Source organism: Bradyrhizobium sp. 195 (assembly GCF_023101665.1).
In the GTDB taxonomy this organism is placed as follows: Bacteria; Pseudomonadota; Alphaproteobacteria; order Rhizobiales; family Xanthobacteraceae; genus Bradyrhizobium.
Map to the genome: position 1 here is coordinate 3,477,768 of NZ_CP082161.1, position 20,277 is coordinate 3,498,044.

The 20,277-nt window shown below is 58.2% G+C and carries 12 protein-coding genes; 8 read left to right on the top strand and 4 right to left on the bottom strand.

The window, feature by feature from the left end; all coding sequences use genetic code 11:
* Positions 1-42: 42 nt before the first annotated feature.
* Entirely contained in the window at positions 43-2,376 is a 2,334-nt protein-coding gene (locus IVB26_RS15910; RefSeq protein WP_247972515.1) for an AAA family ATPase, read from the bottom strand.
* A gap of 298 nt (positions 2,377-2,674) precedes the next feature.
* Here IVB26_RS15910 and rfbC point away from each other — a divergent pair, with 298 nt between their 5' ends.
* From rfbC to IVB26_RS15950, 8 genes are all read left to right on the top strand, one after another.
* Positions 2,675-3,232 (top strand): dTDP-4-dehydrorhamnose 3,5-epimerase, encoded by a 558-nt coding sequence (rfbC, locus tag IVB26_RS15915; protein WP_247972516.1) that lies wholly within the window; start codon positions 2,675-2,677, stop codon positions 3,230-3,232.
* Between the two features lie 10 nt (positions 3,233-3,242).
* The gene (gene rfbB, locus IVB26_RS15920) at positions 3,243-4,301 is read left to right on the top strand and encodes a dTDP-glucose 4,6-dehydratase (RefSeq protein WP_247972517.1); all 1,059 of its coding nucleotides are present in this window, start codon (positions 3,243-3,245) and stop codon (positions 4,299-4,301) included.
* A 7-nt stretch (positions 4,302-4,308) separates the two neighbouring features.
* Positions 4,309-5,298, top strand: a complete 990-nt coding sequence (rfbD, locus tag IVB26_RS15925; protein WP_247972518.1) for a dTDP-4-dehydrorhamnose reductase — start codon at positions 4,309-4,311, stop codon at positions 5,296-5,298.
* Positions 5,207-6,112 carry a glucose-1-phosphate thymidylyltransferase RfbA gene (rfbA, locus tag IVB26_RS15930; RefSeq protein WP_247972519.1) on the top strand — a complete coding sequence of 302 codons (906 nt, stop codon included), beginning with the start codon at positions 5,207-5,209 and terminating at the stop codon, positions 6,110-6,112. The genes rfbD and rfbA overlap by 92 nt, the downstream gene beginning before the upstream one ends.
* Before the next feature lie 86 nt (positions 6,113-6,198).
* Positions 6,199-12,117 carry a DUF4082 domain-containing protein gene (locus tag IVB26_RS15935; protein WP_247972520.1) on the top strand — a complete coding sequence of 1,973 codons (5,919 nt, stop codon included), beginning with the start codon at positions 6,199-6,201 and terminating at the stop codon, positions 12,115-12,117.
* Between the two features lie 10 nt (positions 12,118-12,127).
* A complete protein-coding gene (locus IVB26_RS15940) occupies positions 12,128-12,463 on the top strand; it encodes a hypothetical protein (RefSeq protein ID WP_247972521.1) in 336 nt (111 codons plus the stop codon).
* Entirely contained in the window at positions 12,441-14,645 is a 2,205-nt protein-coding gene (locus IVB26_RS15945; protein ID WP_247972522.1) for a peptidase domain-containing ABC transporter, read from the top strand. Before IVB26_RS15940 ends, IVB26_RS15945 begins: the two co-directional genes overlap by 23 nt.
* A gap of 80 nt (positions 14,646-14,725) precedes the next feature.
* A complete protein-coding gene (locus IVB26_RS15950) occupies positions 14,726-16,069 on the top strand; it encodes an HlyD family type I secretion periplasmic adaptor subunit (protein ID WP_247972523.1) in 1,344 nt (447 codons plus the stop codon).
* Between the two features lie 277 nt (positions 16,070-16,346).
* Here the strand turns inward: IVB26_RS15950 and IVB26_RS15955 are convergent, their stop codons facing one another.
* From IVB26_RS15955 to IVB26_RS15965, 3 genes are all read right to left on the bottom strand, one after another.
* Positions 16,347-17,114, bottom strand: a complete 768-nt coding sequence (locus tag IVB26_RS15955) for a class I SAM-dependent methyltransferase (protein WP_247972524.1) — start codon at positions 17,112-17,114, stop codon at positions 16,347-16,349.
* Between the two features lie 517 nt (positions 17,115-17,631).
* On the bottom strand, positions 17,632-19,536 hold the full coding sequence (asnB, locus tag IVB26_RS15960; protein ID WP_247972525.1) for an asparagine synthase (glutamine-hydrolyzing): 1,905 nt from the start codon (positions 19,534-19,536) through the stop codon (positions 17,632-17,634).
* 40 nt (positions 19,537-19,576) lie between these two features.
* Positions 19,577-20,245: an SGNH/GDSL hydrolase family protein gene (locus tag IVB26_RS15965; protein WP_247972526.1), complete on the bottom strand. Its 669-nt coding sequence runs from the start codon at positions 20,243-20,245 to the stop codon at positions 19,577-19,579.
* Positions 20,246-20,277: the final 32 nt, after the last annotated feature.

The window sequence follows — 20,277 nt, forward strand, 5'->3', positions numbered from 1 at the left end:
CCGTCCAATGCGAAATCGCGATAGCGCATTGCGCCAGGCCGCTCAGGAGCTTGAAAGGCCATAACGAACATAGTGACTGTCGTCGTAATAGTCGCTTCGCTGGGTGTCGTAGCGCGCCATCGTCTTGATGTCCGTCTTGTTCAGGACTGCGCCGATCAGCGAGTCCGAGATCGTCGGGGCGGTGTGCAGCGCATGCTGAACGACCTCGATCTTGGTGCGTCCCCACTCAACGACGAGAACGTAGCAATCGATCAGAGGCGCTGTGACCCGTACGTCGACAAGCGGGCTCAGCGGCGGAAGATCTACAATGACATAGTCATAGCTTTGCCGCAGTCGGTCAAAGAGCTTGCATATCGAGCCGTCGGACAGAAGTTCGCTCGAGTGAAGCACGGGCCCGCGTTGAACGGCCGGAAGAACGGCAAGATTTGTCCTCGGATCCCGCCATACCACCTCCTCGAGTGGGCGATCACCGTTCATGACCTCAATAATGCCATCCACTGCCTTCGGGACGACACGGGCCGAGAGCGATGGATTCCGGAGATCGCAGTCCACTATGATCACCTTCTTCCCGCTGTGTCCGATGAGCTGCGCCACGGAGGCAGCAATCGTGGTCTTGCCCTCATTTGGGAGAGCTGACGTCACGCCAATCACTTGGTTGGGGGTCTTCGCCGGGCTATGATCGATCGCAATCTTGATCGCACGGATGGCCTCCGTGTACCGAGAGAGAGGCATGCCTACGACGGCGCGATGAATGTCCGGAGCGGTCGAAAGTACCCGCTGGCTCGAGTCTTCCTGCGACTGTTGAAGCCGGGCCGACGGCCTCTGCTGCTTGGGCAAGTTCAGGATGGGCACGAGAGACAGGCACGGAAGTTCAAGCGCAGCCTCGAGTTGGGAAGACGTACGGAAAACGCGGTCCATTACGTCTCTCACGAAACCGAGGAGTAGTCCCAGCGCGAGACCACCCAGAAGACCGAGACTCAGCACGACCTTCGTCTTAGGCTTGCTCTTGACCTGAGCGGCGGAGGCGGGGAAGATGACCCGGGTTTCCGAGATAGGGAAGGTCTCCTGCTGCGTCGAGCCCATGTACTGCTGAAGAAAGGTGTCGTAGAGGGCCCGCAGGCTTTTCGCCCGACTTTCCAGATCTCTTATCGTCAGCTCTGCCGAGTTCGTGAGGCGCGACTGCGCAATGGCCACGGACAGGCGTTTTTCGATCTCTTGCTGCCGCTGCTTTGCGAGTTCGGCTTCGCTGCGACTGATCTCAGAAAGTCTCTTGACCTCGTCCATAATGGAGACGCGAAATTCACGCAGCCTGTTTCGGACGTTAACGACCGCCAGATGATCGCGCCCGACGCGGGCCGACAACTCGGCCTCACGCCTGGCGAGTTCGAGATATTGCTGGCGTAGCGACGTAATGATTGGACTGTTCATCGCGTCGGAGCCGATAGCATCCAGATTGCCGATCGAGGATGGTTTTGCCGGGTCGGCGCCAAGCAGAGTTTCGTAGCGCGACAGCTTGGCCGCAGCCTCGGAACTCAGCGCGCGGGCGGTAGCCAGCCGAGTGTTGAGTTCCGTGATCTGCTGCTCGTCGATCGGCTTTCCACCAGGCGAAACGATGTTGTTCTGAGATTTGTAAGCCTCGACGGCACGTTCGGCGGTCAGCGCCTCCTCACCGAGGTTTCGTAAGCGTTCCCGCAGCCAGCTAGTGGCAGTTCGACTGGCTTCGAATTTCGCCTCGAGCTGATCGTTGATGTAGGCTTTGGCAATTGCGTTCGAGATTTCCGCTGCTAGCGCTGGATCGCTCGAGGTGAAGGCGACTTCGATAACGTGACTAAAGCCGACCCGACCTGCAGATAGGCGATCCAGAAAGCTCGCAATGGCGGCTTCTGAGGGCTGGTCTGGCGCAGCAGATCGCGCAGCTTCCGACGGATTCGATCGCCATCGTCGAAGCCAGCCCACTAGCCGGGACTGCAGCGGCTGGGGCTCTCTGAAATCCGGATGATCGCCCAATTTCAATTGCTTGATCACGGCCGCAGCGGTTGCCTGAGACTTGATGATCTGCAACTGCGTTTCGATCTGGGTGATGTCGACGAGTGGTTCGGAGAGTAGCGATTGCTTCTGGAGGAATTGTGCCCTTGGGTTTTCAAACAGGACCTGAACCTGGGCGGTATAGGCCGGCGAGACCAGCCGGAGGTAGACCAGGCTGGCGGCACCTGCCAGGACGGTGGTGAAAATGATGACGAGGTATTGCCGCCGTATAAAGACGAGCGCCAATTTAATGAGCTCGCCGATGCCTGCGCCGTCCTGGCGATCCGGCTGCATTGGCATGGCGGAGGGTAGACGTGCCCCATCGGTCTGGAGCGTATTGGTCTGAAGCATCGGACAATTCTCTCGGCTGTCGACAATCGCGCGGGAGCACAAGGCCGCAGGCGCCATTAGAACCTGCGGCCGCATTTAAAATAATATATATGATAAAATTTGTATTGCCAATTAAATATGGCTCGGGCATTAATTGTCTGGGAATTTAATTCCGCGAGAGGCCGGTGCCGGGTTAAACCCGATATTTGTTGCGAACAGAGAGGCGGACCTGGTTCGGTGCGCTACTCCGTTGGGCAGACATTGGGGAGATCAGGCCGACCGTCCGGGGCGATAGCGCCGCGTATCGGAGCGTGCGGTCATGCTGGAAGTGCGAAGTTTGGCGATTCCGGATGTCAAGCTGGTCCGATCGAAGCGCTTTTCTGATTCGCGGGGCTACTTTTGCGAGACGTTTCGCCGCTCTGATTTTGCCGAAAAGGGAATTTCTCACGATTTCATCCAGGACAATCAGTCCTGCTCGGAGCGGGTCGGGACAGTTCGTGGATTGCACTTCCAGCGGCCTCCCTTCGCGCAGGCCAAGCTGGTCCGCGTGCTGAGGGGAGCGATCCTCGATGTGGTGGTCGATCTGCGGCGGCGATCGCCGACGTTCGGCAAGCACATCTCGATCAAACTGGATAGCGGGAGTGACGAGCAGTTGCTCGTTCCAAAAGGGTTCGCTCACGGCTTCTGTACGCTCGAGCCTCAAACCACGGTCTTTTATAAAGTCGACGAGGTCTACTCCCCGGACCACGACGGCGGTGTCTATTGGGCAGATCCCGAATTGGCGATCGAATGGCCGGTGAGGGCCTCGGCGGCCCAGCTCTCACCGAAGGATCGAGCGCTGCCCACCTTTGACCAGCTTGCATCAGTGTTTGAATAGAGGGCGTGGCATGCGTGTCCTGGTGACCGGTGGAGCGGGATTTATCGGGTCTGCGGTCTGTCGACAGTTGGTGTCGGAGGTCGGGGCCTCTGTCATCAATGTCGACAAATTGACCTATGCAGCCAATTTGGCCTCGCTGGCATCCATCGAGGGGACAAGCCGCTATGGATTCGAGCAGCACGACATTTGCGATCAGGAAGCGATCACTCGTTTGTTTTACAAGTGGGAGCCCAGTGCAGTCATCCACTTGGCAGCTGAGAGCCATGTCGATCGGTCGATTACCGGATCGGCAACATTCGTCAATACCAACATCGTCGGCACCTATACTCTGCTGGAAGCAGCTAGACGATATTACGACGGGCTTCCAAGCCAGAGGCAGAGACAGTTCAGGTTCGTTCACGTGTCGACTGACGAGGTCTACGGTTCGTTGGGGCCGGTGGACTGCTTCCGGGAAGATACCCCTTATCGGCCGAGCTCGCCCTATTCGGCGAGCAAGGCTGCCTCGGACCACCTCGCGCTCGCCTGGTATAAGACCTATGGCCTGCCAGTGATCGTATCGAACTGTTCGAACAATTACGGACCATTCCAATTCCCGGAAAAGCTCATTCCGCTGACGATTCTCAACGCGATGGAGCACAAGTCATTGCCTGTCTATGGCGACGGCAGCAATGTGCGCGATTGGCTTCATGTCGACGATCACGCAGCAGGCCTGATCAGGCTGCTATTCGAGGGCAGAGCTGGAGAGAAGTACAATTTCGGCGGCGACAGCGAACGCTCAAACCTGGAGGTCGTCACCCAGATTTGTGACGTGCTTGATCGATTACGTCCAGGGCCGGCAACAAGGCGATCATTGATCTCGTTTGTGCCGGACCGTCCGGGACACGACGCACGTTACGCAATTGATGCGTCTAAAGCTCGAAGCGAGCTGGGATGGCAGCCGAGCCGAAGCTTCGAACAAGGTCTCGCCGACACGGTGGAATGGTATCTGGGCAGCGGCACCTGGTGGGCGCGGGCTCGCAATATGGTCTACGATGGCGCGCGCCTTGGCCTCCCAGCCACTCGACACTGAGGTTGCCATGATCGAACGACCGATTCTGATTGCTGGTCGAAATGGCCAATTGGGCAGTTGCCTTCGTGATCTCGCTGCTCTTCGCGGCCTGTCTGCGATAGCCCTCGGACGTGAGGAGCTCGATCTAGAAGTCCGGGACGGGATCGACAGGACGGTCGCCTCGATCGCCCCTAGTTTGATCATCAATGCCGCTGCTTATACGGCTGTGGATGGGGCAGAGGCTGAAGTCGGAAAAGCCTTCAGTATCAACCGCGATGGTGCGGCTGCGTTAGCGGATGTCGCATGGCAGAGAAACATTCCATTTGTGCATTTGTCGACGGATTATGTCTTTGATGGTGCCAAGCGCGAGCCTTACGACGAAGCCGACGTGCCGGCGCCGCTGAACACATATGGTGCATCAAAGTTGGCCGGCGAGGCGGCCGTTTTGGCGGCGCATCCGCTCGCGACCGTCGTCAGGTCGTCTTGGATCTACAGCGCAACAGGCAGCAACTTCGTTCGGACGATGTTGCGACTGGCCGAGACGCGTCCAATCGTAAGGGTCGTCGGCGACCAACACGGAAGCCCGACGTCAGCGGCGGAACTGGCCGCAGCGCTCCTGAAGATCGCAGAGCGGTCGGTCACCGATGATCGCCGCACCGCGGCAGGCATCTTTCATGTGTCCGGCGAGGGAACAACGAGCTGGCACGGCTTTGCCGAGGCAATCTTCGATGGTTTAGCCCGTCGTGGAGTGCGGCCGCCGGCGCTGGAAGCGATCACGACCGAGCAGTATCCCTGCGCTGCGCGCAGGCCCCTAAACTCCCGCCTGGACTCATCCAAAGCGGAGCGCGTGTTTGGAATTCGACTGCCGGCCTGGCGCCACTCTCTCGAAACCTGTCTCGACCAACTTGTCGGAAAAGGAGACACCGATGCTGAAGGGAATTGTCCTGGCTGGCGGCAGCGGAACGCGGCTCTACCCGATCACACGTGTGGTGAGCAAGCAACTGCTGCCCGTCTATGACAAGCCGATGATCTACTACCCGCTGTCGACGCTGATGCTGGCAGGAATCCGCGAGATCCTGGTGATTACGACGCCGGCAGATCGGGCCCAGTTTGAACGATTGCTCGGGAATGGAAGTCAGTGGGGAATTCGGCTCAGTTATGCGGAACAACCCCGTCCCGGTGGGCTTGCGGAAGCGTTTATCGTAGGTGCCGATTTCATCGGAACCGATCGGGTCGCAATGGTGCTCGGAGACAATATCTTTTTCGGCGGCGGCTTGAGCGAGCTGCTCGCCAAGGCCGCAGCCCGCGAGGAAGGCGCAACCGTGTTCGCGTATCACGTGCGTGATCCCGAACGATACGGCGTCGTTACATTCGACGAGGCGGGCCGTCCGCTGCAAATCGAGGAGAAGCCGAGAAAGCCGACATCGAACTGGGCCATCACCGGTCTCTATTTTTTCGACAACCGGGTCGTGCGATATGCCCGCCGTGTCAAGCCGTCGCAGCGGGGAGAGCTCGAGATAACTGATCTGCAAATGCGCTATCTCGCGGCCGGCGCTCTCCACGTCGAGCGCATGGGACGAGGCTTTGCATGGTTGGATACGGGCACGGTCGAGTCGCTTATCGATGCAGGGACCTTCGTGCAGACGCTCGAAAAGCGACAGGGCATGAAGGTGGCTTGTCTCGAGGAGGTCGCCTTTCGGCAGGGCTTTATCAATCGAGACCAGCTTCTTGCTCTGATTCAACCGCTCGAGAAGAGCGGCTATGGTATTTATCTGAAGGAAATCATACGGCTCCCGACTGCCGATGCGACAACCGGAGCTGACGCCCATTAAATTAAAATTAATTATTATCATCGAATTGACCGGCTTATTGTTTTTAAATTAAATGTCTTTGCTATGTGAATTTCGAGAGGCTGGCCATGCTGAACCAAAAGGCGAGCGTCCTTGATCGAGGAACCAAGCCCCTTTCGCTGGAAGAAGGCGCTGGCTGGCCAGATGTCATCGCACGAGGCGCATGGTTGGAGCCCATCGCCGGCGCTTGGGCATTGAATCAGTTTTGGATCTCGCCGAATGCAGATCAGTCGGTCGGCGGGGAGGATCTCCTGTCCAAGGCAATGCCGGCTATCAACGCTGGTCAGGCGGCAACTGCATTGCTGTCGCGTGGCGGCTTGGGCAGGACGCGGGGCTCCGGTATGCCGTCGTTCCAGTCGAGATTGGCCGCTCTGCTCTCGAGTTCGGCAAGCCTGGTGGTTGGTCCCAACGCAGCGGGCCCGGCGCTCTCGTCCATGCCCGACCGGGAGGTGGCGCAGGCATCATCGATATTGAACTCAGGTACCACTCTTTGGACGAATTCAAGCGACCACTACGGTCCATCCGCATTGCAGGGGCTTGGGATCCCACTGTGCGTGGAGCCATCTAGCGGGACAGAGCTACAGCCCGATGCGATTGCGGGAATGCCAGGCCAGTCTACCTCGGGATTGCTGGATCGGTCGTCCACGCCTGCGACGTTGAATAGTCAGGTCTCGCTTCTGCCGTCCCCCGCCGAGGCTGCACTGCCTTTCGCGACACCTGGCGGATCTGTCGCCAATTCGCTTCCAACAGGTTCGCTGTCCGTCATGACGAACAGCGCGGACTACGCGCCAGGCAGTACGGCAACGTTTACCGTAGCCGACATCGGGTCGGGGGCGTCGGTCACATTCAATATTGCCGACCTATCGAGCGCGCCCGGCGCTAACGGCATTGCCGATGTCTATTCGCCCTTCACGATCAAGGATGGCGGCATCGGCGACATGGATGGGCTGGCCAATGGGACAGTCGCCGCGCAATGGCAGGTGCCCGCTGATGGCCGAGCGACCGGAGCCACATTGCAACTCACCGCGACCTCTGGCGCCCAATCGGGAACGACGACCTTTAGCGACGCGGGTAACAAAATTGTCACGGAGAATCAACTACCGGGCACGCCGAAGAGCACATGGGCGATCCACGGCTCGATCGCGAACGCGGGCGACTCGCAGATTGAAGGCTTCGCGACACAGATCAGCACCAATGCCGGACAGACCGTCTCTTTCAAGGTGGACACAGCCTCGAGCGGTTACACGGTCGGTATCTACCGTCTTGGTTACTACGGTGGCAATGGTGCGCGTCTCATCACCAGCATGCATCATACAGGCGCTGCCAACCAACCGGCTCCGCTCTTTAATGATCCGACCAACACCGTTGATGCCGGAAATTGGTCCATCACAGATTCATGGACGATTCCTGCCACCGCCGTTTCTGGCGTCTATTTTGCGAAGCTGACGACCGACACTGGCAACTTCCAGAACATGATTCCGTTCATCGTTCGCAATGACGGCACCTTTTCGGACGTCTTGTACCAAACCAGCGACACGACATGGGAGGCGTACAATCCTTGGGGCGGATATAATCTGTATCAAGGTCCCAGCGGAACCAATAGCGATCGTGCGTATGCCGTTAGCTACAACCGTCCGATCGCTATGAATGTTAACTCCAACCAGGCTCAGCCGACGGATTTCGTTTTTGGCGAGGAATATGCGGCGATCTATTGGTTGGAGCGGAACGGCTACGACGTCAGTTACATTTCAGGCATCGATGCCTCGACCAGTCCAGGATTGCTGCTGAACGCCAGCGCCTACATGGACGCTGGCCACGACGAATATTGGTCGCAATCGCAATTCGCGAATGTCACTGCCGCCCGCGACGCGGGAGTCGACCTCGCCTTCTTGAGCGGCAACGAAATCTATTGGGATATCGAGCTTGCTGCGAGCTTCGACACGAGCCATACGGCCAATCGAACGATCGTCGAGTACAAGGACATTTGGAGCGGCGCGCAACTCGACCCGAATGGCACCGCTAACGGAGGAGCGGGCCTGTTTCGTGATCCGGTTTATGGACCTGGTACTCCGGAAAACTCTCTCTCCGGTACGATCTTCACCGTCGACGACCTCGGTACGCTCGACAACATCAGCGTTCCGGCGAGCATGTCGCAGCTGCGCTTTTGGCGGAACACCAGCATTGCCAGTGGCAACGGAGGAACGCTGACGCGCCTGCTTGGCTACGAGTGGGACAGCGATCTGGATAACGGCTTCCGGCCAGCCGGGTTGATCGACATGTCGTCGACGACAAGAAATGTCAACACCTTGCTGCTGGACAATGGATTGACCACCGGCCCCGGGACGGCCACGCACAACCTCACGCTCTACCGTGATCCAGAGAGCGGTGCTCTGGTTTTCGGTGCCGGCACGGTCATGTATCCGTGGGGATTGTCGGACCAATATGTTCCGTACAAGGGCCTTACCGCCCCAGTCAGCTCGGCCGTGCAGCAATCGATGGTGAATCTCCTCGCCGACATGGGGGTTATGCCGCAAACGTTGCAGGCGGGCCTTGTGAGCGCCCAAGCGTCCACCGACCATACCGCGCCAACAGCTGTCATCAACTCCCCGACAGGTGGGACCAACATCAGCCAGGGCCAGACGGTCACGATCACCGGCACAGCGTCGGACGCCGGCGGACGTGTGGCCGGTATCGAAGTTTCCACTGATGGCGGTACGACGTGGCACCCGGCGAGCGGCACGACGAACTGGAGCTATACGTGGGTTGCTTCGAGCTCCGGTACGCGAGTCATCGAGGCGCGCGCGACGGATGACAGTGTCAATATGCAGACGACTCCCGCCATGGTCAGCGTCAACGTCACAGGCGGGAGCGGCACAGGAAGCCTCTTCAGTGCTTCCAACGTACCGGCCCAGACCAGCTTGAACGATGGCAGCCCGCTTGAAGTCGGCGTGAAGTTTACCTCCGCCACGGCCGGTCAAATCACCGCGTTGAAATTTTATCGCAGTCCGAGCGACCGTGGATCCGACCTCGTTAATCTTTGGACCTCGACCGGTACCAAGCTTGCCAGCGCGAGCTTCACCAACACGGCAGCAAGCGGCTGGCAAACGGTCAATCTGGCCACCCCCATCTCAATCAGCGCCAATACAACCTACATCGCCTCCTATCATACCAACGGGGCCTATGTCGCCACGAGCAATTTCTTCGCCAATTCCTTCACGAGCGGTAGTTTGACGGCGCCTTCGTCCGCCACATCTGGCGGCAACGGCGTATATTCCTACGGTGGTACCAGCACGGCCGGTATCTTCCCGACCAGTACGTTTGCTTCTTCGAACTACTGGGCTGACGTGGTGTTTGTCCCCAGCAGTGGCACCAACAGGCCGCCGACGGCCGTCGCCGATACCGCCAACGCCACGGAGAAGGGTGGGACTAACAATGGCACGGGTGGCTCTCCCGGCACGGGGAATGTGCTGACGAATGATACCGATCCGGATTCCGGCGACACCAAGACCGTGACCGCCGTCAGCTTTGGCTCGGCGTCTGGCACGCTCGGGTCGTCACTCAACGGCGCGCACGGCAGCTTGGTCCTCAACGCCTCGGGCGCGTTCACCTACACGGTCAATGAAACCGATCCGGCCGTGCAGGCATTGCGGCTCTCGACCAATACGGTGGCTGATGCCTTCAGTTACACGATGCGCGATTCTGCCGGTGCGACATCATCGTCTACGGTCACGATCACGATTCGTGGCGCCAACGACGCACCGGTGCTGGCGATCCAGACCGCCAACCAGACCGCGACGGTCGGCACGGCGTTCTCCCTGACACTGCCTGCGGGCACCTTCACCGATGTTGATTCCGGGGATTCGCTCGCCTACTCAGCGACCGGGCTGCCCTCCTGGCTGAGCTTCAATGCCTCAACCCGCACCTTCAGCGGTACACCGACATCCGCAAACGTGGGGACTGTCAGCGTCAACACCACGGCAACCGATCTCGGAAGCCTCGCTGCGAGCGAGACGTTCAATATCGCCGTGACGACGACTGCCAACGGGCCGCCGACGGCCGTCGCCGATACCGCCGACGCCACGGAGAAGGGTGGGACTAACAATGGCACGGGTGGCTCTCCCGGCACGGGGAATGTGCTGACGAATGATACCGATCCGGATTCCGGCGACACCAAGACCGTGACCGCCGTCAGCTTTGGCTCGGCGTCTGGCACGCTCGGGTCGTCACTCAACGGCGCGCACGGCAGCTTGGTCCTCAACGCCTCGGGCGCGTTCACCTACACGGTCAATGAAACCGATCCGGCCGTGCAGGCATTGCGGCTCTCGACCAATACGGTGGCTGATGCCTTCAATTACACGATGCGCGATTCTGCCGGTGCGACATCATCGTCTACGGTCACGATCACGATTCGTGGCGCCAACGACGCACCGGTGCTGGCGATCCAGACCGCCAACCAGACCGCGACGGTCGGCACGGCGTTCTCCCTGACACTGCCTGCGGGCACCTTCACCGATGTTGATTCCGGGGATTCGCTCGCCTACTCAGCGACCGGGCTGCCTTCCTGGCTGAGCTTCAATACCTCAACCCGCACCTTCAGCGGTACACCGACATCCGCAAACGTGGGGACTGTCAGCGTCAACACCACGGCAACCGATCTCGGAAGCCTCTCCGCAAGTGAAACATTCAATATTGCGGTGAGCACAACTTCCTCTACGGTCAGTCTATTCTCGACCTCCGATACGCCCTCGGTGCTATCGGACTCCGACACGTCACCAGTCAATTTGGGGGTACGATTTACGTCCTCCGCGGCCGGCACGATTTCAGGCATCAGGTACTACAAGAGCGCGAACGACACCGGCACCCATACCGGATCACTTTGGAGCAGCACAGGCACCCTTCTGGCGACGGCCACCTTCACAAACGAGACCACTAGCGGTTGGCAAACCGTCACTTTCAGTAGTCCGGTCTCGATCACGGCCGGCACCACCTATATTGCGAGCTACCATAGCAACGGCCGCTATGCCGACACACCCAGCTACTTCACCACGGCTCACGCGAATGGGCCGCTTACGGCCTCCGCGAACAACAATGGTGTCTACACCTATGGAACGGGGAATCTGTTTCCGACGAGCTCGTTCAATGCCACCAATTACTGGGTGGATGTCGTTTTTAGCAATTCCGGCGGCGGAACCAACCAGCCGCCGATTGCCAACAACGACAGCGGCTTCAACGCGACCAAAGACGTGGCCCTCAGCATTCCCGGAACATCACTTCTAGCAAACGATACCGATCCAAACGGGGACGCTCTGACGATTACAAGCGTCAGTGGGGCCGTCAACGGCACCGCCAGCCTCAACGCTCAGAACAACACGGTGACGTTCACCCCAGCCAACGGCTATACGGGACCGGCCTCATTCGACTATGCCATCTCCGATGGCCGGGGTGGTATCGCCAGCGCAACAGCAAGCGTCACCGTCCGGGCGCCCTCGTCCAGCACCGTGAGCCTGTTCAGCTCCAATCCCACGCCGAGCATTGTCTCCGTCAACGATCCAAGTTCGGTGGAACTTGGCATGAAATTCCAGGCCTCCACCACAGGCGACATTGTCGGGTTGCGCTTCTACAAAGGCGCTAACAATACGGGCACACACGTCGCCGATCTATGGAGCAGCACTGGCACGTTGCTAGCTACTGCCACTTTTACCAACGAGACAGCAAGCGGCTGGCAGCAGGTCAATTTCAGTACGCCGGTGACGATAGCGGCGGGGACAACCTATATCGCGTCCTATCACACCGCGGGAAACTACTCGGCCGATCCCAACCTGTTTGCCAGTTCGGTGACCAACGGACCGCTGACAGCCCCGTCATCCGCCTCCAGCGGGGGAAACGGCGTCTATGCGTACGGATCCGGAAGCCTTTTCCCCACCAACACCTTCAACGCGACCAGCTACGCGGTTGACGTCCTCTTCAGGCCCCAGCTCGCAGCATAGGAGAACCGGAATGCATACCGAAATCTATACCGATGGGGTGGATGAGGTCACAATTGGCGGGTCGATCGTGCGGGTGGACTTGATCAGTCTCTCGCCCACGGAACGTGACGCCAACAATGCGCCCAAGAAGGTGTTTCGCCAAAGACTGATCTTTTCGGCGGAGTCCTTCGCGAACTCTGTCGAGGTGATGCAAAACGCGCTTCAGGGTCTCGTGGACGCCGGCGTGGTCCAGCGCAGTCGGCCAAAACCGCCGACTGCAGCGCCGCAAGCGACTGCGCGAGTTGAGCCTGCGTCATCGATCTCGGACAGCTCACGATCCCCAAATGTCTCAGCCAACTTCCGTTGAAATCGAGAGGTTCGAACCGGAACCGCCCTCGTCGGAGGACGAGCCGCGTCGAGCTGCTCAAACCGCCCTTGAATGCCTGTCAAGGATCGCGGCCCATCACGGCATCGATCTGCCTTCCGATCGGCTGCGGCACGCCTATGCCGTCGACGAGACCGGCATCTCGACCGATCTCGTGCTGCGCATGGCGCATGATGCAGGCCTTCGCGCCCGCACGGCGCAGCTCGATTGGAAGGCGATATGCCAGCTCGGCGAAGCCTATCCGGCGCTTGTCCAGCTCTCGAACCTGAACTGGGTTCTCGTGGTCGGCGCTGGGCCGGAATGCGACGCTGTAACGGTCCTCGATCCTCTGGCCGAGCGAAGGGGAGAGCACCTGCTGATCGATGCGGACCGCTTTTGCGCCAGGTGGTCCGGAAAGGCCGTTCTGTTCAAGCGCGAGAGCTCTCCATCGCAGGGCCAGAGACCCTTCGGGCTACGCTGGTTCGTACCCGAAATGCTGCGGGAGTGGCGGCTGTTTTCTGACGTCGCAATTGCTGCGGTGTTCCTCTATGCGCTGGGCCTGGCGCTTCCGATCTTCTTTCAACTCGTGATCGACAAGGTTCTCGTGCACGAGAGCCTCACGACACTCTACGTGCTCTCGGCTGGCGCGATCATTGCGCTGTCCTTCGACGCCATATTCAGCTTTTTGCGTCGTTACCTGTTGCTGTATGCCACGAACAAGATCGACATCCGGGTTGCGACCAAGACATTTCGGCATCTTTTGGGACTTCCCGTAACCTTCTTTGAGCGCATCTCGGCCGGCGTTCTGGTCAAGCACATGCAGCAAGCCGGGCGGATCCGCGAATTTCTGACCGGTCGGCTTTTCCTGACCGGCTTGGACGCGCTTTCGTTGTTTGTCTTCCTGCCTGTCCTCGCGCTCTATAGCGTCAAGCTGACCTGCGTTGTGCTGGCGTTCACCGCCGTCAGCGGGAGTGTGATTGCGATTTTGATGGGACCGTTCCGACGGCGGCTCTACCAGCTCTATCAGGCCGAAGCCGAACGCCAGGCTCTTCTGGTCGAGACCGTGCACGGGATGCGCACGGTGAAATCGTTGGCCATGGAGCCCAGCCAGAACAGGGCATGGGACGATCGCTGCGCGCAATCGGTATCGATGCGGTTTGGCGTTGAAAAGATCTCGGCGGGCGCTCAGGCGCTGACCGGCTTTCTCGAGAAGATGATGACGCTCGGCATCGTGGCCCTGGGCGCGCTCGACGTCTTCGGCGGTGAGATGACGATCGGCGCGCTGGTCGCCTTCAACATGCTGGCGGGACGCGTTTCGGGCCCGCTGGTGCAGATGGTGACCATGGTTCACGAATATCAGGAGGTCGCGCTCGCGGTTAAAATGCTCGGCGAGGTTATGAATAAGGAGCTGGAGCGGGATGGTCATCGCGAGGGACTGCGCCCCGATTTCGCCGGACAGATCGAGTTTGAAAACGTCACTTTCCGTTATGGCGAGGGTGCGCCGGCGTTGGACGACGTGACGTTTTCAATCGCTCCCGGGGCGATCTTTGGGATTGTCGGCCGGAGCGGTTCGGGCAAGACGACGCTGACGCGACTGATCGCGGGAATGTATCCGATACAACAGGGATTGCTGCGGATTGACGGCCATGATTCGCGCGAGATCGATCTCACGCATCTGCGGTGCAATCTCGGGGTCGTGCTCCAGGAAAATTTCCTGTTCCGGGGCACTGTCCGCGAGAATATCGCTTGCGTGAAGCGTGATGCCACCTTCGACGAAGTTGTCAGCGCAGCCCAGCTCGCCGGAGCCGACGAGTTCATCGAGCGGCTGCCGAGAGGGTTCGATACCATGCTCGAGGAGCAGGCATCGAATCTGTCGGGCGGGCAAAGGCAGCGGCTTGCGATCGCCCGGGCATTGATTGTCAACCCGCGCATCTTGATCCTCGATGAAGCGACCAGCGCGCTCGACTCCGAGAGCGAGGCGATCATCCGGCGCAATCTGCGACGTATCGCCGAGGGACGGACCGTCATCATCGTATCGCACCGGCTTTCGATGCTGTCGGACGCAAGCCAGATCTTGGTGATCGACCGTGGACGGATCGTCGATGTGGATCGTCACGATGCACTGCTGTCGAAGTGCACCTTCTACAGGCATCTCTGGAATCAGCAGACGAGGCAGATCGCATGAGTGCGGCTGAAAAGACCAGAGCTGAGGCGGCCTCGGCCAGATCCGGACTTCCGTCCCGCTCACTGACGAGACGCCGGCTCTTGAGGTCCGCGCCCACAGGTTCTCGCATTGTCGCGCAATTTCAGTCAGACGCAGCCGAGATCGAGCAGCTGACGCCACCGCGTGTGGGACGGATCACGCTCTATTGTGTCGTCGCCCTGATCGCTGCGGCGGTCACATTCGCATGCGTGTCTCGCGTTGATATGATTGTGACTGCTCAGGGCAAGTTGATCACGACGCGTCCCAACCTGGTCGTACAGCCGCTGGAAACGTCGGTCGTTCGGGAGATTCGGGTCAAGGCCGGCGACTCCGTTAATCGCGGCGACGTGCTTGCGGTCCTCGATCCGACATTCTCTCAAGCCGATCTTGCTCAATTACGCAGCCGGCTCGCCGGTTTCGATGCCGCCATCGATCGCCTTCGGGCAGAGCTGGACGGTGCTGAGTACGTCGCCGAAGATTCCACGAATCCAGATCAGGTGCTGCAAAGAAGGGTATTTCTCCAGAGAAAGACCGCCTACGACCTTCAGATCCAGAACTATGACGCGCAGATTGCCTCCGCACAGGCCAATCTAAAAACGGCTCAGAGCGAGGAGTTGGTCCTGGCCCAACGGCTGGATACGATGCAGTCCATTGAAGCCATGCGAAATGCGTTGATGGCCAAGGAGGTCGGTTCAAGACTGAACTTTCTGCTATCACGGGATGCGCGGTTGGAGGTCGAAAGCAACTTGGCGCGAGTCCGCGGCAGCATCGTCGACAACACGCATCGGCTGGACAAGGCCCGCGCAGACCAGAAGGTGTTCGCCGCCGAGTTTCGCCGCGCTGCCTATCAGGAACTCGTCGAGACATTGCCAAAGCGCAATGGCACTGCCGAGGAGTTCAAAAAGGCGGAGCTCCGCCGGCAGCTGATCGTGCTGAACGCACCAGCGGATGCGGTGGTGCTCGACATTGCCAATCGGACGGTAGGTTCGGTGGTCCGCGAGGCCGAGACATTGTTCGTGCTGGTCCCTCGGGACGAGGCGCTCCGGGCGGAGGTCAACGTGGAGGGGAGGGATATCGGTCAGGTGGCGGTCGGGCAGGCCGTACGAGTGAAGTTCGAGGCATTTCCATTTCAGAAGTACGGCACCGCTACTGGCGAGGTCGGAGTCATTAGTCAGGACTCGTTCTCGCCAGAGGCGAAGGCCGAAGGTGTGCGCAGGTCGTCAGCTCCCTATTACCGCGTACTGATCGATCTGCGGGACACGCACCTTCGGCTGCCGTCCGAGCGCGTTCAGTTGATACCCGGTATGGCGGTTACCGCCGAGATGAAGGTCGGACAGCGAACGGTGATTTCATATTTCCTCTATCCTCTGCTTCGCGGCCTGGATGAAAGCATCCGGGAATATTGAACTGAATTCAGCTAGCGCCGGGCCTAGCCAGATTCCTTGTTCGTTCGGCCGGTGAGCGCGCATAGGGTCTTGCTCCCGGGCTCTAAAACATCCGAACAAATCCAAACGCTCGCGCATCCTATCAAACAGGAACCGAACTGGTTGGAGCTTGAAAAGCGGCGGTGCTTCCAATGTTCAATGAAAACGCCAATAACTGGGACCGCTCTCAATCCGTCGAGCCGCGGCATGTACGGCAGGGATTTTAGTGTGCGCGCGCTCCGTGGCCATGGGGGCAGCTCTAGCGTCGGGCCTGAGAGTGACCAAAGAGCGATCTCAATTTGTGTTTAAAGTGGCGAAGCCCGCTACTTGCGTTTGGTGCTCTTGGTATTTCCACCACAAGCGAGCCATCCCAGGGCTTCTCCACAAGCGTCAGACAGTCCAAATTCGAAGCTTCGTCCCAATCTATCGTAATTTGCTCAAGCACCCGCAAACCCGATCTATTGGCAGCGTGCGCAAACAGGTTCTTGCTCATAAAATTGCGGCAATGGGGATTATTGCTGTAATCTGAACCGGGGTATTTGTCCAAGTTTGAATGGTGGAATAGTGCGCGGCCGCCATGTCTGAGGATGCGAGAAGCATCCTGAAGGTATGAAAAAACAGCATCAAATTCAAAATGCACCATCGCATCAAAACAGAATATCGCTGAGACGGACCCATCTTCAATAGGATGGAAATCGTAGCCGCTGTTGGTGTGTACACTTACTTCAGAAACATCCGAAAACCTTTCCTTACAGTGCCGCACGTTCTCCTCGACCACGTCCAGCAGGACCAGCGATTGAAGCGTGGTCTGCTCGCGCTTGATGCTCAACAAGCGGGCGGAATGCCGACCATGCCCGCACGCGAGTTCGACGGTCGAGGCCATATCCAATTTCTCGAACAGGCGTCGGAATTGCGTGCCCGGCTTCCAAAACACGTCGGTCCAGGCATCCGATTCCGCTTTATCGTAATAGTCTGAATTCTTCCAATCGCGCGCTATGTCGAAAGTCCGCGAAGAAACTGTTGTCATTGCGATATCACGTTTAATCGTGGGAGCTTGGGATTAAGTTTTGGCATAATATAATATAAATGGTCAGATTGATAGAAAGAGATTTAGTACGAGCCCAGCCGGGGCTTTGAATCTCATGTTTGTCGTGTCGGGCGCATCGGCGTTATGCGTCGGACCTGGCGTAGGTCGCTTTGGTTCTTGGATGCCTTCGGTCGGCGGGAACATCTTAGCGGGACCGACTTGGAGAACGACAATTGTCCGGCCTCCGTTTGAAGAATTGCCGAATGCAGGAGGGAGTTCTTCGATCTAGACCGAGCTTCTGTTCCTCATAGATTCCGGCATCGAGGAGTTTCATGACAATCGAACTCTTCCGGGATAGTGGGCGAGGAGTTTTCCAATGACGCTTTCGTCGAAGAAGCCGTCGAGGGCGATTCTCCCGTATTGCCGAGCCTCTTGTCGACATGCCGATTTTACTGTCCCAAGGTAGAAAGGGGCCGGTATCAAGGCATCGTGGTCCGGTGGTCGTTTGCACGGTAGCTCAAGCCGCCCTGGTCAAAGTTGCCTCGATATTGGCTGGCTTGAATGTCCGCAAGAACAGCTCAAGGTTCACCAATGACCAAAGGATTTTCTCGTTGTTTGCGTGTCCTTCGAGATGTGCATTCATAAGCCGAGATATGACTGCACCGTTGCAAATACGGTTGATCTGTGAGGCATCGCTCGTCAGCATGTCACGGACAAAGTCACGATAGGGTCCGCGGAACCATTCATCGATTGGGATGCGGAATCCGACCTTCTTACGAACAAGGATGTCTTTGGGTAATATTTTGTCCATGGCTGCGCGCAAAACGAGCTTGCCTCTGATCTTCCCAACCAGGAATCTGTCAGGAAAACGTGCGACCAGCGCTGCCAGGTTAGTGTCCATGAATGGCATTCGTCCTTCAATGGATCCAGCCATCATCATCCGATCTCCGCGCTCCAACAGATTGTCCGGCAGCCAGGATGTCTGATCGAAAAATAGCGTGCGACGCACAGTTGATCCAGTTCTTAAAGAAAATGGATACGGTTCGCGGGGCTCCGACGGCACCGCCTGGCCAACCAGGGCATTTCTATCCTCCATCGTCACGCCGCCAAACCACACCCTCATTCTGTTGGTCAGCTCTCGTTCCCCAGCGGCCATTCCAATGATCTTTGCTCTTCGCATCGTGTAGGGCAAGGCACGGACGGCGGGCCGTATGACACTGTCATGAACTGCCGGTGGCATGATGCGATGGTACAATTCGATCCAACGCTCAGCACGATGTTTGGGATACCCACCCATTAGCTCGTCAGAGCCTTCTCCTGTGAGAACCATCTTCACTGTACGAGAGGCCAGTTTCGACAAAATGAGAATGGGAATGTCGGCGGGCTCAGACACTGGCGCACCCCTGCGCAACACAGCTGTGAGCCAATGCTCCATGAACAGGGCCGGATCAACCACGACCTCGTGATGGTCAGTATCGAAGCGCTGAGCTATCGTCCGTGCGAATTCGAGCTCCGAGAATTTGGCCTCTCGAAAGCCCACAGAAAAAGTGCGCACCTTGTCGGAGGTCTGGCGAGCCATGATGCCAACAATCGTTGATGAATCCAGGCCGCCCGACAAAAATGCGCCAAATGGTGCGTCGCTACGCATACGAATCCGCACAGAGTCTTCGAGTGTCTCTCGGAACAGTTGGACCGCATCGTTGAAATCCGTGACATCCGGAGTTGTAGTTGCAAACGGAGGGTTATAATAGCGCGAGATGGAGAAATGGCCGCTTTGCCACAGTGCATAACAACCAGGCGGCAGCTTCTTTACAGCTCGAAATAGCGTGGAAGGCCCCGGAACGTAGCGATTCAAAAGGTAGTCCTGGAGAGCATCGTGATCCAGACTTCGATCGACTCCCGCAAGTTGCATGATCGGCTCGATCTCGGAGCTGAAAACCCAAGCGTCCGACATTTCGGAAATGAAGATGGGCTTCTTCCCAAACTGGTCTCGTGCCACAAGCAAGCGCTGTTCGTTTACGTCCCAAAGCAGAAATGCGAACATGCCTCGGAAACGGGCAACCGCATCGGGACCCCAGGCCCGATAGGCCTCGATGAGGACTTCCGTATCAGAGGACGTGCGGAATACATGTCCGAGAGCTGTCAGATCTTTGCGGAGTTCGATGTAGTTATAGAGTTCTCCATTGAAAACGAGAACGATGGTCTGATCCGCGCTCCACATCGGCTGACCGCCGCCCTGTATGTCGATTATGGAAAGCCGCCGGTGACCAAGGCCGATTTGGTAAAGCGTGTTGGCGCTCTCGCCAATCCAATAGCCCGCCCCATCGGGGCCACGATGTGTCATCAAATCCGTCGTGGAAACTAGTGCGTCGTAATTCTGTCGTCGAGATCCGGCCAACACCCACCCGAAAATTCCACACATCGCTGCATCCTGTGCTGCTAGACCCTTGTCATTGCGGAAGCTATGGCTTCGTTCTTGTCTCGACACATTCGGTGCTGGCGATTGCCCTGGCAATCGTGGGCACTAGAATACGACCCGCCCATTCTGGCACTGGATGCAAGCCATCTGGAATGCGCGCTCTGAGCTCTGTCAGATTGTTCCAGTCCGGCAAATTATCGATGTATCCGACGTCCAATTCAGCAGCGAGAGTTCTGTAAACATCGTAGTAGGCGGCAATCTGAGGACGAATCCACGCACGCGGGCCAAAGGCGGGGTTCATGGTCATGAGAAAGATCTTGAGGCGGGGCAGGGCGTCCCTAAGCCTTAACACAATTGTTTTTACGTTCTCTCGGCTTCGTCTGAGTGAGGTCCCCTTAGTCAATGCTGCATCGTTTATTGAAAACTCAATTAGTACAACGTCAGGCCCCGCATGAACGACGTCTTCCAAGACGGCAACTCCCCAATCGGATGTTGCGCCGTCGCGACCGAAGTTGAGTACGTTGACGGATCGATCAAGACACTCGGACAGTTGCGTCTCGAGCGGCTTCAGCCAGCCACCACTGTGAGTGAGACTAGTGCCGAGGGCCACCACCGTCAGAGGCCTCTCTTCGGCTCCTGCCTCAGCCAAGGCGCCGGGATCACTTGCGAGGCAGTATACAAGAAATGTCATCACTATTTGCCAAGGCTTCATTGATCGCCACGCGTGCTCTCGGTCATCTCATA

Bases quoted from the DNA above. Each gene is read 5' to 3' on its own strand.
- IVB26_RS15910 (WP_247972515.1), bottom strand. From the start codon at position 2,376: ATGCTTCAGACCAATACGCTCCAGACCGATGGGGCACGTCTACCCTCC.
- asnB (WP_247972525.1), bottom strand. From the start codon at position 19,536: ATGTGTGGAATTTTCGGGTGGGTGTTGGCCGGATCTCGACGACAGAAT.
- IVB26_RS15955 (WP_247972524.1), bottom strand. From the start codon at position 17,114: ATGACAACAGTTTCTTCGCGGACTTTCGACATAGCGCGCGATTGGAAG.
- IVB26_RS15945 (WP_247972522.1), top strand. From the start codon at position 12,441: ATGTCTCAGCCAACTTCCGTTGAAATCGAGAGGTTCGAACCGGAACCG.
- IVB26_RS15965 (WP_247972526.1), bottom strand. From the start codon at position 20,245: ATGAAGCCTTGGCAAATAGTGATGACATTTCTTGTATACTGCCTCGCA.
- rfbA (WP_247972519.1), top strand. From the start codon at position 5,207: ATGCTGAAGGGAATTGTCCTGGCTGGCGGCAGCGGAACGCGGCTCTAC.
- rfbD (WP_247972518.1), top strand. From the start codon at position 4,309: ATGATCGAACGACCGATTCTGATTGCTGGTCGAAATGGCCAATTGGGC.
- rfbC (WP_247972516.1), top strand. From the start codon at position 2,675: ATGCTGGAAGTGCGAAGTTTGGCGATTCCGGATGTCAAGCTGGTCCGA.
- IVB26_RS15940 (WP_247972521.1), top strand. From the start codon at position 12,128: ATGCATACCGAAATCTATACCGATGGGGTGGATGAGGTCACAATTGGC.
- IVB26_RS15935 (WP_247972520.1), top strand. From the start codon at position 6,199: ATGCTGAACCAAAAGGCGAGCGTCCTTGATCGAGGAACCAAGCCCCTT.
- rfbB (WP_247972517.1), top strand. From the start codon at position 3,243: ATGCGTGTCCTGGTGACCGGTGGAGCGGGATTTATCGGGTCTGCGGTC.